A 14,980-nucleotide genomic window follows, 5' to 3' on the forward strand; every position below is an offset into this window, starting at 1 on the left:
CGGAGATGTCGGGCAATCCTGTCATGCCACCATAAGCACCGGCCCGCTTTAAGCCTTGATCCTCGTCAAGGCACTGGTGATGCGATGAGCCCAGGTTCCAATCCAGGTGCCGACACCAGACCGAACAATGGATCAGGCCAGACCATGCCCGATGAGAACCAGTCCGCCGCCATCGAGTTCGTGAAAAAGCGCGCCGGCTTACGCACGTCCGAAGCTGCTCCGGTGGAAGTTATCGAGACCCACATTTCCCTCATTGTTCTGGCCGGTGACTGCGCCTTCAAGATGAAGCGAGCCGTCAGGCTGCCCTACGTGGATTTCTCGACACCCGAGCGGCGGCTGGGTTTTTGCGAACGTGAAGTCGCCCTGAACGCTCCGGCGGCACCCGGACTTTATCTCGGTTGCCACCGCATAACCCGCGCGCCCGATGGCAGCCTTGAGCTGAATGGCGAGGGCGATCTGGTGGACGCCGTCATCGAGATGCGGCGCTTCGATCAATCAGCCCTCTTTGATCGCATGGCGGAACGCGGGGCGCTGACCGTTCCGCTGATGGAGAGAACCGCGATTGCCATCGCCCGTTTTCATGCGCAGGCCCCCGTCATCACGGAAAGCGGCGCCGGCAATCTGCGCGGCGTGCTGGATATCAACCGGGCCGGCTTTGCCACCAGCCAGCTGTTCGATCCGGCAAAGGTCGCCGCTCTGGATCAGCGCTTTCGCTCATGCGTCAACAAACACGCGGCCCGGCTCGACCTGCGCTCCGCACGCGGCAAGGTCCGGCGCTGCCATGGCGACCTGCATCTGCGCAACATCTGCCTGATCGACGGCAAGCCGGCACTTTTCGACTGCATCGAATTCAACGACCAGATTGCCAAGGTCGATACACTCTATGACCTCGCTTTCCTGCTGATGGATTTGTGGCACCGGGGTCTGCCGGGTTTCGCGAACCTTATCGCCAACCGTTATCTCGATATCACCGGCGATGATGAGGATGGTTTTGTCCTGCTGCCGCTGTTGATGGCGGTACGAGCCGCCGTGCGCGCGCATGTAACGGCGACACAGATCGAGAATATGACGGGCGACACCGCCGACCTTGCATCGCAGGCGCGGGCCTACTTCGCCCTCGCGGAGCAGTTGCTTGAGGAAGTGCCCGGGCGGCTCCTGGTACTGGGCGGGCTCAGCGGATCGGGCAAAAGCACCGTCGCCGCGGCACTGGCTCCCCGGTTGGCGCCACCACCGGGCGCCCGGCTGCTGGAAAGCGACCGGCTACGCAAGGCGCTTTATGGCGTTGTACCCGATACGAGGCTGCCGCCGGATGCCTACCGGCCAGAGGTCTCGGCCAGGGTCTATGAGGCACTCTACGAGCGGTCGGTAAGGCTGGCACGGGACGGCGCTCCGGTGATCGCCAATGCCGTCTTCGATCGCGAACAGGACCGCGCCGCCTTTGCCACCGCGGCGGGAGCTGCAAGCCTCAGGCTTGAGGGATTCTGGCTGGAGGCGGATGCCGCCCTGCTGGAAGAACGCGTTGCGGCGCGCAGCGGTGGAGCTTCGGATGCGACGGTCGATGTTCTCAAGCTTCAGCTTGCCCGCGATCGCCAGGCCAGCAACTGGCTCAAGCTCGATGCCGCACGCCCTCCACAGGTTCTGGCCAGCGATATTCTAGCCGCCCGGCACCGCAGGTCTGGCTAGGGTGGTTAACTCATACGAGAACCCGGCCGACCTGCCAGCCCTTTCAGATCAGTCCTTCCATTCCCACATCAAGGCCGCCGGACCGCGCGCTTGCCGGCAGCCCCTCTCCGCCCCAAAAGGAAAGGCGTGATGATCGAAAGACCCGTCCTTGAGCCCGGCCCCGACCATCCCATCACCATCGTACCCGCCGGCGTACGGGTTACCGTGACCAGCGGTGGCAAGATCATCGCTGACAGTGCGAGGGCGCTGGTGCTGGACGAGGCACATTACCCCTCCGTCTATTATATCCCGCGCGACGATGCCGACATGGCGCTGCTGGAAAGCAGCCCTCACCGGAGCTATTGCCCCTACAAGGGCGAGGCCAGCTATTTCAACCTGCCCGCCGGCGGTGAAAAGGCGAACAACGCGGTCTGGAGCTACGAGGCTCCGCACGCAGCGGTAAAGGCCATAGCCGGTTATCTTGCGTTCTATACCGACCGTGTCGACAGCCTGGTCACCCGTCCGGTTCGCTGACGGCCCTTCTTTGGCAGGACAGTATCGCAGGGCTGGACGCTGACGGCGGCCGGCGCAATTATTCGCTGCCATATTTCAGACCCGGTGCTGCCGGGCCTGCGTTCAGCCAGGTTTGAGACGATGCCGACAAGAGCCCTCCCTGCCGCCAGAGACCGGATCCTGCGGCTGTTTTCGGCCCGCCTGGAGGGCCCTGCCGGATATCTGCTCGCCATCGCCGCCGTGGCGGTCTGCCTTGCCGTGCGGTTGCTGCTGAGCAGCTTTCTGCACGACAATTCGACCTTCATCATCGTTATCCCCGCAGTTTTGCTGGCCGCCATTGCCGGCGGCACAGGGCCCGGGCTGCTCGCGGGCATTCTATCGGTCGGCGGGGCGCTGGCCGTAAACGGCGTCAACAACATCACCCCGATGGATCAATGGCTGCAGCTGACGATCTTTTGCGTCGTTGCCCTTGCCATCATCTGGATGGGCGAAATGCTGCACCGGGAGCGCCGCACCATCGAGGAGGCCCAGGAGGCACTGGCTGCGCGTGAAGCCCATCTGCGCTCGCTGCTTGATACCATGCTCGATGCGACGGTGCTGATCCGGCAGGACGGCACCATTGCCTCCTTCAACGCCGCCGCAGTGCGCCAGTTCGGTTACAGCGAGGCAGAGGTTATCGGCCGCAACGTGCAGGTGCTGATGCCCGAGCCCTATCACCGCGAGCATGACGACTATATCCGCCGATATCTCCAGACCGGTGAGCGCCGCATCATCGGCATCGACCGCGTGGTGGTCGGCCGGCGCAAGGACGGTTCCACCTTCCCGATGAAACTTGCCGTCGGCGAGATGAAATCAGGCGGACAGACCTTCTTCACCGGCTTTATCCGCGATCTCACCGAACGGCAGGAATCAGAAGCCCGGCTGCAGGAAATCCAGAACGAGCTGGCCCGGCTCGCCCGGCTTAATGAAATGGGGGAAATGGCCTCCACCCTGGCGCACGAGCTCAACCAGCCGCTGGCGGCGATTGCCAATTACGCGCAGGGCTGCGTGCGCCTGTTGCAGAACATGGACGATGCCCTTGCCTCCCGCATGCGCGAGGCGCTGGCGGAAACCGCCCGCCAGTCCCTCAGGGCCGGCGGCATCATCCAGCACCTGCGCGAATTCGTGACCCGCGGCGAGACCGAACAGGTGCCGGAAGATATCTGCCGGCTGATCGAGGAGGCAGGCGCCCTTGCCCTTGTCGGCTCGCGCGAACGGGGCGTGCGCTCCCTCTTTGACTTCGCCCCCGATATCCGGCCGGTACTGGCCGACCGGGTTCAAATCCAGCAGGTGCTGATCAATCTCATGCGCAATGCCATCGAAGCCATGCGCGACAGCCCGAAACGCGAGCTGACGGTACGTGCCTTCGAGGACGGTACCGACATGGTTGCCGTCGAGGTGGCCGATACCGGCCCCGGAATCGCGCAGGAAGTTGCAGCACGGTTGTTCCAGCCCTTCGTTACCAGTAAACCAACCGGTATGGGGGTTGGCCTTTCCATCTGCCGGCGCATCGTCGAGGCGCATGGCGGCGAGATAACGGTCATCAGCAACGAGCATGGCGGCGCCACTTTCCGCTTCAGCCTGCCGGCACTGGAAGCTGCGCCAGGCGAAGGAATGGAAACGGCACAGGACGGGACCGGGAAAGCGGAAGTCAAATGAGCACGGATAACTACATCGTCCATGTCGTCGACGACGAGGAAGCCGTTCGCAAGTCGCTCGCCTTCCTGCTCACCATGTCCGGCCTTGCCGTAAAGATGCATGAAAGCGCCGCGGCCTTTTTGGCGGCGGCCCCCGGCATCCCGCCGGGCGTGCTCGTCACCGACCTGCGCATGCCCGACATGAATGGCGTCGAGCTCCTCTCTGCCTTGCGCGATGCCGGCGCCATGATGCCGGCCATCGTCGTTACCGGTCATGCCGACGTTCCCATGGCGGTCGCCGCCATGAAGGCCGGCGCGCTCGACTTCATCGAGAAACCCTATTCCGACGAAGTGCTTATCGCCGCCATCCAGCGCGCGGCGGCAGAGATCGAAACCGCCTCGCCCGCGGGCGAGGATACGGCGGCGATCCTCGGCAAGATCGCCCAGCTGAGCGACCGCGAACGTCAGGTGCTTTCCGCCGTCGTCACCGGCCTTCCCAACAAGACCATCGCCTACAATCTCGATATCAGCCCCCGCACGGTTGAAGTGCACCGGGCCAATGTCATGGCCAAGATGCAGGCCCGCAGCCTGCCGGAACTGGTGCGCATGGTGATGGCCGTTGAGGCTCCCGCAAAATAGGCGCCGCCCGATTGCGCGGGATTTGATCTGCCGCAACGCCGGCCGGATGCAGCCGTGCTGTTCTCCTGTGACAAGCCCCCGACGCGCACAACAGGGGGCGAGGAGACTTCCCGCGTGGCTTATGCCCCTGTTCTCGTGATCGTTCCGCAAGGCGATCTTCAGCGTTCGCTCAGCTTCCTGATCGAGGCAGAGGGGTTTGCGGTCGCCCATTACGGGACCCTGGCCGAAGCTTTCGGATCGTCCGCCGCCGCGAATGCGGCCTGCGCAATCGTCGACGACAAGGTGATTGGCAGCGGACAGGAAATCCGGAGCCACGCGGCGGCCTTCCCGCGCCCGATGATCCTGCTGGTCGAGCGCCCGGGCCTGCTGCCCGTCCTGCCACGCTGCGTCACCCTGACCAAACCCTTCCTCGGCCCGGCGCTGGTCGAGGCGGTCTGGACCGCCGCCTCGGCTCCTGCCTGAAGGGGAAGGCGCGGATGGCCAACCTTCCCTTTTCTTGACCCATATCAACCCGCCCCTGTCAGGGAGCGGCTATCAGGAAGGCGAATGCTGCCACAGGCGCACGTGTAACGGCCGCACAGGACTTTCATGACCAACATCGTCTCCCGCCTCGTCAACGACTGCAACCAGGCCCGCCGCTCCGGCGCCGATTTCCCGACGGTGTGGACTGCCGTGCTCAAGGAGCACACCTATATTGCCGGTTCACCCCGCCAGCAGATCTGCGGCACAACGCCTGTCCTGACCGTTCCCCTCATCACCGGGCAGGATCTGGTGTTTGACGGCGAGGTCTTTTCGCTCTCCTGAGTCCCTCGGGAGCCACTAAGTAGATTCCACTACGGACATAACTCAATTTCGCCGTCCGTCACTTAAGGCGAAGGTCTCCCCGTCAAATCGAGCGGGAGATCACCGACATGAACGCCATTGTCCAGCGCCCCCAGGCCTTCGCCCATCCGGCCATCGTCAACGCCATGGTTCTGGAACGCGGGCTGCCGGTGCTTCCTGTGGCCGGCGATGTCGGCCTCTCCCAGCCGATCAGCAACTACAAGGCCGGCGAAGAAATCTATGCCCAGGGCGAAAAGGCCGACACGCTCTACCAGGTCGCCTTCGGCTGCGTGCGTGTCTACCGCCTGCTGGCCGACGGCCGGCGGCAGATTTCAGCCTTCCACCTTGCCGGCGACGTCTTCGGCTTCGAGAATGACGAGACCCACCACTTCTTCGCCGAGGCGGTGAGTTCCGCCGGGCTGCGCAGCCTGCGCAAACCTTCCACCAGCGACGCTGCCACGCTGATGTTCCCCTTCACCCTGCGCAGCCTGGTGCGGGCGCAGGAACATCTGCTGGTGCTTGGCCGCCAGACGGCACTGGAGCGCATCGCCGCCTTCCTGCTCGACCTTGCGGAGCGCCAGGGCGGCCATGACGAATTCGAGATGCCGATGCCGCGCAATGACATTGCCGACTATCTGGGCCTCACCATCGAAACCGTCTCGCGCAGTTTCTCCGAGCTGAAGCGCCAGGGTCTTATCCAGCTGAACGGGCTGCGTCAGGTGGAGCTGCTGTGCCCGCAGGACCTCAAGGACATGTGCTGCTGAGCCAGACCGGCGGCAGCCTTACGTCAAAAACCCGTCGCCGGAATAGCCGCGCCGGTTACGGCACTCGCCCCCGGCGACACCAGAAAGGCCATAAGCCGCGCTAGCGACGCCGGCGCGAGCCAGCCGGAACGATCCGCCTCCGGCATGGCTGCCCGGTTTTGCGGTGTATCGAGCGTACCCGGCAGAATGCAGTTGGCGGTGATGCCATGGGCCCGGTTTTCAGCGGCCATCGCCTCCGTCAACCGAATGACGGCTGCCTTCGAAGCGGCGTAGGCCGCCTGTTTTGCTCCCGCCTTGAGACCCGGCGCCGCCGCCACATGCAGGATGCGGCCATAACCCGCCTGCTGCATCACCGGCAGGACTGCCGCGCTGATCGTATAGGTGGTGCGGGCATTAAGGCCCAGCAGGCGGTCCCACTGGTCGAGCCCCTCCTCACCCACCGCCGCCATATCGAAGCCGCCCACGGTATTGACGAGCCCGCCAAGCCCGCCGAAATGCGACCGTACCGCCTCGACCGCTTGCCGGCAGACGGCCAAGTCACCCAGATCGAGGCCGGGCAGCTTCAGGCACTCGGTCCGGTCGGGCAGTGAAGCCACCAGCGCCTCAAGCTTTTTCGGGGTGCGTTCGGCAAGGGCCAGGCGAAAACCCTGGCTTGCAAGCTCGGCGGCAACTGCAGCGCCGAGATTTCCGGCAGCGCCGGTTATCAGCACGATATCTGCAGAACGGCCCGCCATCTGCCTTCCCCCTTGCGCCACCGAGATGCTGAAAACGGATCAGGTGTCCCCGCCGGCCTGCTACCCCGGCTGACGTCCGAGATAAAAACTGTCCCCTGCCGCCGGTCTGAGCGCCACGGCGTGATAGTCCGGCACGGCGGGGTTGGGGGTCTTGAGCACATGCTGGTGGGTCGCGGTAATAACCAGCACGCCGGCACCCGCTGCTTCCCCGGACCGGATGCCGGCCTCCGCATCCTCGAAAACCAGACAGTCTTCAGGCTTCACCCCGAGGCGGCTCGCCGCCAGCAGATAGGGATCGGGATGGGGCTTGCCGGCACTGACATCCTCGGCCGCCACCAGCACTGCGGGCGGTACGAGGCCGATGGCACCCAGCCGGCGCAGTGCCAGCGCACGCGGTGCGGAAGTCACGATGGCCCAGCGGTGCGCCGGCAGCGCGGCCAGAAACGCCTCGACGCCGCCGATCGGCTCGATGCCGCCGAGATCTTCCATTTCCATCAGGGTCAGCTTTTCGGCCTCGACCACCGGATCGACGCCCGGAATGGCAAGGCCCGCGATGGTGTCTATCGCCCGGACACCATGCATGGTGGGCAGAAAGCGTGAAGCCTCGACGCCATATTGGGCTGCCCACCGCGTCCAGACCCGCTCGGCCGAGGCAATGGAACTGAGAAGAGTGCCGTCCATATCGAACAGGAAGGCACGGAAGGAACGTCCATCAAACAGCAGATCGGTCACGGGGGTTGCTCATCCTGGCTGCCAGCCCCGCACCGGGGCTGGACCTTGATCGATCTATAGCGCCCGGAAGGCGCCCCGGCCATGCCCTCGCTCAGGGAAAATTCCGTTCAGCCCGGCAGCCGCGTGCCGGTGATCTGCCGTGCGGCCCGCCACGTATCTTGAGCGAAAGCTGCGCCGAAAGACTGAACCGACCGGAGACAAGAATGGCCCCCCTCATCGCCTGGTTTGCCACCGGCCTCGTGTTCCTGGCCATCGACAGCGTGTGGCTGACGGTGATGAGCCGGATGCTCTATCGCCCCCTGCTGGGGGACCTGCTGATGGCGGGCTTCCGGCCGGTTCCGGCGCTCGTGTTTTATGCCGTCTATGTAGGCGGCATGGTGTTTTTCGCCGTGCTGCCGGCACTGGCGGAAAATCGCTGGCAAAATGCCCTGCTCAATGGGGCCGTGCTCGGTTTTGTCGCCTATGCCACCTACGACCTGACGAACCAGGCCACGCTGCGCAGCTGGCCGCTTGCCATCACCCTTGCGGATCTCGCCTGGGGCACGGTGCTGACCGGCGTTGCCGCAACTGCGGGTTTCCTGCTGACCCGGCTCCTGCTGCGTTTGCTGCCCTGACCCTCAGGCTCCGGCGGAGGGTTTCAGCCGGTAATGGCTGATGCCCCAGGGGGCGCCGCCCTCGTTGCCAAAAAGGCCGGCTGTTGCCAGGAAGAACAGCCGCCAGCGCCGGCGCCAGAGCGCGGCATCAGGGCCATAGACATCCTTGAGAATGCGGTCGATCTCCTCCCGGCGGGCATCGAAGCGCTCCAGCCAGTGCTGCGCCGTCAGCGCATAGTGATGGCCGCTCCAGCGCCACTCTTCCTCGACGGTAAAAAGCGCCGGGAACTGCCGCACGAGGCCGTGGCTCGGCATGATGCCGCCGGTGAAGAAATGCTGGGCGATCCAGTCCGCCCGGTCACGATGATCGAAACGATAGGGTGCGGAGCGGTGCGAAAACACATGCAGGAAAAGCCGTCCCTCAGGCCTTAGCCACCGGTGCACCCTGCCCAGCAATTCCTGCCAGTTGGCCATATGCTCGAACATTTCGACCGACACCACCCGGTCAAAGCCGCCAGGGGTATCGAAGCTGTTCATGTCGGCGGTGATGACCTGCAGGTTGGTGAGCCCTCGCCGCTCGCGCTCGCTCTCGATAAAGCGCCGCTGCGGAGCGGAGTTGGAGACGGCGACGATACGCGCCGTCGCAAAGCGCTCCGCCATGAACAGCGACAGCGATCCCCAGCCGCAGCCAAGCTCCAGTATCTGCTGCCCGTCGGCAAGGCCGGCATGGCGCACGGTTTCCTCCAGCGCCAGCACCTCTGCCTCGGCAAGGCTTTCGTTGCCGGACCGGTAAAGGCAGCAGGAATATTTGCGCCGTGGCCCGAGGCAGGCCGCGAAGAATTCCGGCGGCAGCTCATAATGCTGCTGATTGGCGGCGTCCGCATGTTCGGCAACCGGCAACCCGGCCATCTGCTGCACGAAGGCTGCGTCATCGACGGTTCCCGGCCCCTCCAGCTCCAGCGCCGTGCGACCAACCAGCCGGCTGATGCCGAAGCGCAGCAGCGCATCGGGCAGCGGCAGCTTTTCGGCAGCGCTGGTTACCAGTTCCACAAGGCTCATGCCGCCCCCTCCCCGTCGCCATTTCCAAACGGGCGCCTTGGCCAGGGCCAGAAGGCGCTTACGCTATCGCGATAGGCCGCGAACGCCGCCCCACGCGAACGGTGCAGATGGGCTTCTAGCGGCGGAATGCCGGAGACATGGACCAGTAGCCAGTACATGAAGGCCGGACCGGCCAATGCCAGCCATCCGGCGAAATAGCCGCCGGTCGGATCGATCGCGATGGCGGCATAGCCCCACCAGCCGAGCCACTCGAAAAAATAATTGGGGTGGCGCGAGAATGCCCAGAGGCCGCTGTCGCAAATCCGCCCCGCATTGGCGGGATCGGCCTTGAAGCGCCGGAGCTGGTCATCGGCACGCCCCGCGCCGGCAACGGCCAACACCAGCAGGGCGATGCCCAGAACGTCACCGGCACCGATGGGTCCCGGCCGGTGGGCGGCAAGGCCCATACAGCCGGCGAGCAGAAAAGCGGCGACGGCCTGCACTTGCAGGAACCAGAAGAGCCGCGACGGGGCGCGTGCCCCCCACTGCCCGCGCAACCAGGCATACCGCGCATCCTCGGGGCCTGCTGCGGTACGGCGGGCAATGTGCAGGCCCAGCCGCAACGACCATGCGGCCGCAAGACAGGCAACCAGCAGCTGCCGCTCGGAGACTTCCCTGCCCGATACCGGCGCCAGCGCCGCCATCACCCCCAGCCCGCCGACGGCAAAACTCCAGACCGTATCGGCCCAGCCGGACCTGCCGGTTCGCTCGCTCACTCCCCAGGCCGCTGCCATGGCAAGGCAGGCCCCGATCAGCAATCCCGCGGCCAGATAGAGAACGTTCATCCCTGCTCTCCTGGAAGGGGTGCACTGCCGCCCGGCCGCTCAGAGCCCGGCGAAGGGGCTCAAAAGACGGCCGATGAGGCCACGGAACTGGATGCGGCCTTCAATGGCGGCAAGGGAGATGCATTCCGCTTCGCCGCCCACCACCGGCTGATGGTCGATGCCTTCCTCCGCCGCCACGAAATCGCCCGGCCGATAGTGATTGCCGGTATCGGAGAAGGAACCGGTAAGCACCTGCGTGAACTCGATGCCGGTATGGCCGTGGCGCGGCATCTGTTTGTCGGCGGCGACGCGCAGCATGATGACCTTGGCTTTCGGATCGTTCGGCACCCGCACCCGGCTGACCCGCACGCCCGGCGCCACCCGGCGCCACGGCCCGACATCGCAGGCGGCAAGCGCCATCGGCAGGGCAAGGTCTTCAAGGCGTGGCTGCCGGCGCACCGGCAAGGGTACCACACGCGACGGCAGGGCTTGCGGCCGGTCGAGCCGTGCCATCACTGCCTCCAGCGCCCCGGTGGAGAGTTCGGCCGGTGCCATTTCCGTCAGCAGCAAGCCGCCCGCCGCTTCCAGACGGGCGACAGCCCTGCGGCATTCGGCGCACGCCTCAAGATGGGTGGCAATGATCAGCGCCGGGCCGGGCCGCAGGGCGCCGGCAGCGTAACTCAGGAGCGTTTCGTCGTCGGGGTGATGTCTGATGGTCATGATGCGTCATCGAGAAGGCGGCGCAGCCGGCCAAGAGCAAGGCGAATGCGTGACTTCACTGTTCCCAGGGGAAGGCCGAGCTCGCGCGCGATTTCGGAGTGCGGCTGCTCGCTGAAGAATGAAAGGCGGACGATGGTTTGCTGCTCGGGCGGCAGGGCGGCAAGCGCGGTGCGCACCCGCTCCTCCTCCAGGCTGTCGATCAGCAGTTTTTCCGGTGTCGGCACCAGCTCGGGATCTTCCGCCTCGTCGCCCGCCAGCGGATCGGTCGGGCGTTGGCGGCGCTGATGGTCGATGCGCAGGTTGCGGGCGATGGTGAAGATCCAGGTCGAGGCCGAGGCCCGCGAGGCGTCGAAATAACCGGCCTTGCGCCAGACGGTCAGCAGCGCTTCCTGCGCCACTTCCTCGGCGAATTCCGGCAGGCTGCCAAGGCTCATGAGATAGGCCTTGATGCGCGGCGCCATCAGCTGGAACAATTCGGCAAAAGCGGCGCGGTCCTGATGACAGGCAATCGCCGTCACCAGGCGGCCGAGCGTCTCGGAAGAGAGCCGGGCCTGACCGGAAGCGGATTTCAAGCGCGCCTCCCCCGGGGCGCCAAAAGGCTCCCGGCTGGAAAAAGAGGCAAGCCCGCTTGCCTTGCGGATATGTCCTGCGGCGACATTCATACTCCGTCATACGCACCGGCTTCGATGGCAGATCACGGGAGCAAGCAGTGATCCAGCACCGAAAGCACTTCGTAACACCGGTTGAGGACAAAAGATAAGGTTGCCCGCCCCGGCGAGCGACCCGGCAGAAACCAGAGCGCAGGAACCGGCATGTTCTCTCTTCCGCCCCGTGAGAAAAATATCGCCGTCATCGGCAGCGGCATTTCCGGCCTTGCTGCTGCGTGGCTGCTGGCCAAGGGCCATCGGGTCACCCTGTTCGAGGCAGAGCGCCGCCCGGGCGGCCACAGCAACACGGTGATGGCCGGCGCAACGCCGGTCGATACCGGCTTCATCGTCTATAACGAGGCAACCTACCCCAACCTTGCCGCCCTGTTCCGGGTGCTGGGGGTGGCGACACGGCCAACGGAAATGTCCTTTGCCGTGTCGATGGATGGCGGACGGCTTGAATATGCCGGCGGCACGCTGGCCGGCCTTGTCGCGCAACCCTCCAATCTCCTGCGGCCGCGTTTCTGGTCGATGCTCGGCGATCTCCTGCGCTTTTACCGGGAGGCCCCGCGCGATCTGCCTGGCCTTGGGGAGATGACCCTTGAGGAGTATCTGCGCGCCGGCCGTTATGGCACCGCGTTCCGCGACGATCATCTCTACCCGATGGCCGCCGCCATCTGGTCTACCCCGGCGGCGGAAATCGGCGCTTATCCGGCAGCGGCCTTCATCCGCTTTTGCGACAATCACGGCCTGCTGAAAATCGCCCGCCGGCCGCAATGGCGCACGGTGTGCGGCGGCAGCCGGGATTATGTGAGCCGCATGATCGCCGGGATCGGCGCCGGTGTCCGGCTTGGCCAGCACATCACGGCCGTGCGGCGTTATCCCGGCCATGTCGAGCTGCGCGATGCGGACGGCGGCGACCATTTTTTCGACGATGTGGTGCTGGCAACCCATGCCGATCAGGCGCTGCAATTGCTGGGCCCAGATGCCAGCCCGGCCGAGCAGGAGTTGCTGGGGGCCTTCCGCTATATCCGCAACGAAGCGGTGCTGCATGGCGACAGGGCACTGATGCCGCAGCGACGCGCTGCCTGGTCCAGCTGGAACTATCTGAGCGAAGGCCGGGGGGCGGAGCGCCGCCTTGCCGTCACTTACTGGATGAACCGGCTGCAAGGGCTGGACGACCGCAACGATCTCTTCGTCACACTGAACCCGACCAGCCAACCGCGCGACGAGACCGTGCACTGGCGCGGCACCTATCATCATCCGGCTTTCGATACTGCGGCGCTCGCCGCGCAAAAGCAGCTGTGGAGCCTGCAGGGCGAGCGGCGCAGCTGGTTTTGCGGCGCTTATTTCGGTGCCGGTTTTCACGAGGACGGCTTGCAGGCCGGCCTTGCCGTTGCCGAAGCGCTCGGCGGCGTGCGGCGGCCGTGGCGGGTGGAAAACCAATCCGGCCGCATCACCCTGCCCGGCCTCCCCCCGCCGGATATGGCCGCCAGCGAGGCCGCGTGATGGCAGGTGCACTGTCCAAGTCGGCGCTCTATATCGGCGAGGTCACCCACCGGCGGCTGCGGCCACGCCGGCATGATCTCAGATACCGCTGTTACTGGTTGCTGCTGGATCTGGATGAACTTGAACAGGGTGCCGCCCGCCCAAAGCTCTTCAGCCTCGAGCGCCTCAACCTCTTCAGCTTTTACCGGCGCGACCATGGCGACGGGTCGCAGACGTCGCTGCGTGATCAGGCGGAAGCGAAACTGGCAGCGGCCGGCATCGGGCTAGAGGGCGGACGGATCACCCTTTTCGCCATGCCGCGGCTGCTTGGCTATGCCTTCAATCCGTTGAGCCTCTATTTTTGCCACAGCCGGGATGGCAGCCTGCGGGCCATCCTCTATGAGGTGCACAACACCTTCGGCGAGCGCCACACCTACGTACTGCCGGTGGAAGGTACCGGGGAAAACCCGGTCGCGCAGGCCTGCGACAAGCGCTTCCACGTCTCCCCCTTCATGGCCATGGAGATGTCCTATCGCTTCCGCGTGCGCCCGCCGCAGGAAAAGGTGAGCGTCGCCATCGCCGGCCACGACCAGGACGGGCTGATGATCACCGCCGCACTGTCGGCACAGCGTCAGGCGCTGACGGACGCTGCCTTGCTCAAGGTGTTTTTTGCCATCCCGCTGGTGACCTTCAAGGTCATTGTCGCCATCCATTTTGAGGCGCTGCGGCTGTGGCTGAAGCGCATCCCCTTCTATCGCCATCCCGGCCATGCCCCGGCCGCCCCAGCGGTCAGCCCCATGGCCGAAACCGCCTTTGCCGAGCCGCCTCGCAGGAGTTCCCGATGACGTTGCAATCCTCTCCTGCCCCGCTGGCAACCAGCGCCGACAGCAGCACCGGGATGGCCGGCATGGCACTGGACGTTATGGCCGGCGAAGCCCGGCAGCCCGGCTGGTTTACCCGGCGCGCCCTGCATGCCCTGCTGGCGACGCTGCAGGCCGGCCGCCTGACGGTGCATTTGCCCGATGGCAGCCGGCTGGACCATGCCGGCCGTGACGCCGGGCCGGAGGCCATGCTCATCCTCCACAACTGGCGACCGCTGCGCCGGCTGCTGATTGGCGGCGATACAGGCTTTGCCGAAGCCTATATGGAGGGTGACTGGACGAGCCCGGATCTGATGGCGCTGCTGGAGCTGGCAGCCCGCAACATCGGCGCGCTGAATGACCGACTGGGCGGCCTCTGGCCACTGCGCCTTGCCCGGCGCCTTGCCCATCTCGCACGGCCCAACAGCCGGAGCGGCAGCCGCCGCAACATTGCCGCCCATTATGACCTCGGCAACGCCTTCTACGCCGAATGGCTGGATGAGCGCATGCTCTATTCCGCAGCGCTTTACAGCGATAGCGGGCAGACGCTGGAGGCCGCCCAGGCCGCAAAACTCGCCCGCATCCGCGAGTTGCTGGCAGTGCCCGCCGGTGCCCGTGTGCTGGAGATCGGCTGCGGCTGGGGGGCGCTGGCCGCGGATATCGGTGCCGAGGGCGCCCATGTCACCGGCCTTACCCTGTCGCGGGAGCAGCATGCCCATGCCCGGGCGGTGATGGAAAAGGCCGGCCTTCAGGAGCGGGTGGATATCCGGCTTCAGGATTACCGCGATGTTTCCGGCCGCTTCGAGCGCATCGTTTCCATCGAGATGATCGAGGCGGTGGGCGAAGCCTACTGGCCGACCTATTTCGCTAGGCTGCGTGAATGCCTTGCCCCCGGCGGACGGGTGGTGCTGCAGGCGATTACCATCGCGCCGGAGCGTTTCGAGGGTTATCGGCGCAGCGCCGACTTCATCCAGAGTTACGTCTTTCCCGGCGGCATGCTGCTGACGGAAGGCGCCATCGCCGAACAGGGGCTGGAGGCGGGCCTGAAACTGGTGGCGAAAGAAAATTTCGGCATCGGTTATGCCCTCACCCTTGCCGACTGGCGCCGCCGTTTCCACGCCGCCTGGCCGCGCATCGCACGGCTCGGCTTCGATGAGCGTTTCCGCCGGCTGTGGGACTATTACCTCTGTTATTGCGAGGCGGGTTTTCGCGCCGGCACCATCGATGTCGGGTTTTACGTGCTGGAAGGCTGAAGCGTCGCCCGGGCC

The 14,980-nt window shown here is 65.4% G+C and carries 17 protein-coding genes; 11 read left to right on the plus strand and 6 right to left on the minus strand.

Annotation, left to right across the window (positions count from 1 at the left end; translation table 11 throughout):
- Positions 1-144 precede the first annotated feature (144 nt).
- The 7 genes from QTL98_RS11875 to QTL98_RS11905 all read left to right on the plus strand — a co-directional run bounded on the left by QTL98_RS11875 (position 145) and on the right by QTL98_RS11905 (position 6,076).
- Positions 145-1,683, plus strand: coding sequence for a bifunctional aminoglycoside phosphotransferase/ATP-binding protein (locus QTL98_RS11875; RefSeq protein ID WP_445678692.1), 1,539 nt, complete (start codon positions 145-147; stop codon positions 1,681-1,683).
- A 129-nt stretch (positions 1,684-1,812) separates the two neighbouring features.
- Positions 1,813-2,196 carry a DUF427 domain-containing protein gene (locus QTL98_RS11880; RefSeq protein WP_445678693.1) on the plus strand — a complete coding sequence of 128 codons (384 nt, stop codon included), beginning with the start codon at positions 1,813-1,815 and terminating at the stop codon, positions 2,194-2,196.
- A gap of 120 nt (positions 2,197-2,316) precedes the next feature.
- Positions 2,317-3,873 (plus strand): PAS domain S-box protein, encoded by a 1,557-nt coding sequence (locus QTL98_RS11885; protein WP_445678694.1) that lies wholly within the window; start codon positions 2,317-2,319, stop codon positions 3,871-3,873.
- Entirely contained in the window at positions 3,870-4,490 is a 621-nt protein-coding gene (gene fixJ / locus QTL98_RS11890; protein ID WP_445678695.1) for a response regulator FixJ, read from the plus strand. The genes QTL98_RS11885 and fixJ overlap by 4 nt, the downstream gene beginning before the upstream one ends.
- 114 nt (positions 4,491-4,604) lie before the next feature.
- On the plus strand, positions 4,605-4,952 hold the full coding sequence (locus QTL98_RS11895) for a hypothetical protein (RefSeq protein ID WP_445678696.1): 348 nt from the start codon (positions 4,605-4,607) through the stop codon (positions 4,950-4,952).
- Positions 4,953-5,078: 126 nt separating this feature from the next.
- Positions 5,079-5,294: a hypothetical protein gene (locus tag QTL98_RS11900; RefSeq protein ID WP_445678697.1), complete on the plus strand. Its 216-nt coding sequence runs from the start codon at positions 5,079-5,081 to the stop codon at positions 5,292-5,294.
- A 164-nt stretch (positions 5,295-5,458) separates the two neighbouring features.
- Positions 5,459-6,076 carry a helix-turn-helix domain-containing protein gene (locus QTL98_RS11905; protein ID WP_445682143.1) on the plus strand — a complete coding sequence of 206 codons (618 nt, stop codon included), beginning with the start codon at positions 5,459-5,461 and terminating at the stop codon, positions 6,074-6,076.
- A 23-nt stretch (positions 6,077-6,099) separates the two neighbouring features.
- Here the strand turns inward: QTL98_RS11905 and QTL98_RS11910 are convergent, their stop codons facing one another.
- Together QTL98_RS11910 and QTL98_RS11915 are read right to left on the minus strand one after the other, a co-directional pair.
- Positions 6,100-6,810, minus strand: a complete 711-nt coding sequence (locus QTL98_RS11910; protein ID WP_445678698.1) for an SDR family NAD(P)-dependent oxidoreductase — start codon at positions 6,808-6,810, stop codon at positions 6,100-6,102.
- A 60-nt stretch (positions 6,811-6,870) separates the two neighbouring features.
- Complete coding sequence (locus QTL98_RS11915; protein WP_510637569.1) at positions 6,871-7,491, minus strand: HAD-IA family hydrolase; 621 nt, start codon at positions 7,489-7,491, stop codon at positions 6,871-6,873.
- A 254-nt stretch (positions 7,492-7,745) separates the two neighbouring features.
- Here QTL98_RS11915 and QTL98_RS11920 point away from each other — a divergent pair, with 254 nt between their 5' ends.
- Complete coding sequence (locus QTL98_RS11920; RefSeq protein ID WP_445678699.1) at positions 7,746-8,156, plus strand: DUF2177 family protein; 411 nt, start codon at positions 7,746-7,748, stop codon at positions 8,154-8,156.
- Positions 8,157-8,159: 3 nt separating this feature from the next.
- On the opposite strand, the gene QTL98_RS11925 is transcribed toward QTL98_RS11920, so the two are convergent.
- The 4 genes from QTL98_RS11925 to QTL98_RS11940 are packed head-to-tail and all read right to left on the minus strand — an operon-like array spanning position 8,160 to position 11,289.
- Positions 8,160-9,194, minus strand: coding sequence for an SAM-dependent methyltransferase (locus QTL98_RS11925; RefSeq protein ID WP_445678700.1), 1,035 nt, complete (start codon positions 9,192-9,194; stop codon positions 8,160-8,162).
- Entirely contained in the window at positions 9,191-10,018 is an 828-nt protein-coding gene (locus QTL98_RS11930; protein WP_445678701.1) for a DUF1295 domain-containing protein, read from the minus strand. Before QTL98_RS11930 ends, QTL98_RS11925 begins: the two co-directional genes overlap by 4 nt.
- A 39-nt stretch (positions 10,019-10,057) precedes the next feature.
- Positions 10,058-10,717 carry a ChrR family anti-sigma-E factor gene (locus QTL98_RS11935; RefSeq protein ID WP_445678702.1) on the minus strand — a complete coding sequence of 220 codons (660 nt, stop codon included), beginning with the start codon at positions 10,715-10,717 and terminating at the stop codon, positions 10,058-10,060.
- Entirely contained in the window at positions 10,714-11,289 is a 576-nt protein-coding gene (locus QTL98_RS11940; protein WP_445678703.1) for a sigma-70 family RNA polymerase sigma factor, read from the minus strand. The genes QTL98_RS11935 and QTL98_RS11940 overlap by 4 nt, the downstream gene beginning before the upstream one ends.
- Positions 11,290-11,529: 240 nt before the next feature.
- Here QTL98_RS11940 and QTL98_RS11945 point away from each other — a divergent pair, with 240 nt between their 5' ends.
- The 3 genes from QTL98_RS11945 to QTL98_RS11955 all read left to right on the plus strand — a co-directional run bounded on the left by QTL98_RS11945 (position 11,530) and on the right by QTL98_RS11955 (position 14,965).
- Entirely contained in the window at positions 11,530-12,873 is a 1,344-nt protein-coding gene (locus tag QTL98_RS11945) for an NAD(P)/FAD-dependent oxidoreductase (RefSeq protein WP_445678704.1), read from the plus strand.
- The gene (locus QTL98_RS11950) at positions 12,873-13,697 is read left to right on the plus strand and encodes a DUF1365 domain-containing protein (protein ID WP_445678705.1); all 825 of its coding nucleotides are present in this window, start codon (positions 12,873-12,875) and stop codon (positions 13,695-13,697) included. The genes QTL98_RS11945 and QTL98_RS11950 overlap by 1 nt, the downstream gene beginning before the upstream one ends.
- A gap of 62 nt (positions 13,698-13,759) precedes the next feature.
- Positions 13,760-14,965, plus strand: coding sequence for a class I SAM-dependent methyltransferase (locus QTL98_RS11955; RefSeq protein ID WP_510637570.1), 1,206 nt, complete (start codon positions 13,760-13,762; stop codon positions 14,963-14,965).
- Positions 14,966-14,980 lie beyond the last annotated feature (15 nt).

It is taken from the genome of Radicibacter daui, from assembly GCA_030657355.1.
Classification (GTDB): Bacteria; Pseudomonadota; Alphaproteobacteria; order Radicibacterales; family Radicibacteraceae; genus Radicibacter; species Radicibacter daui.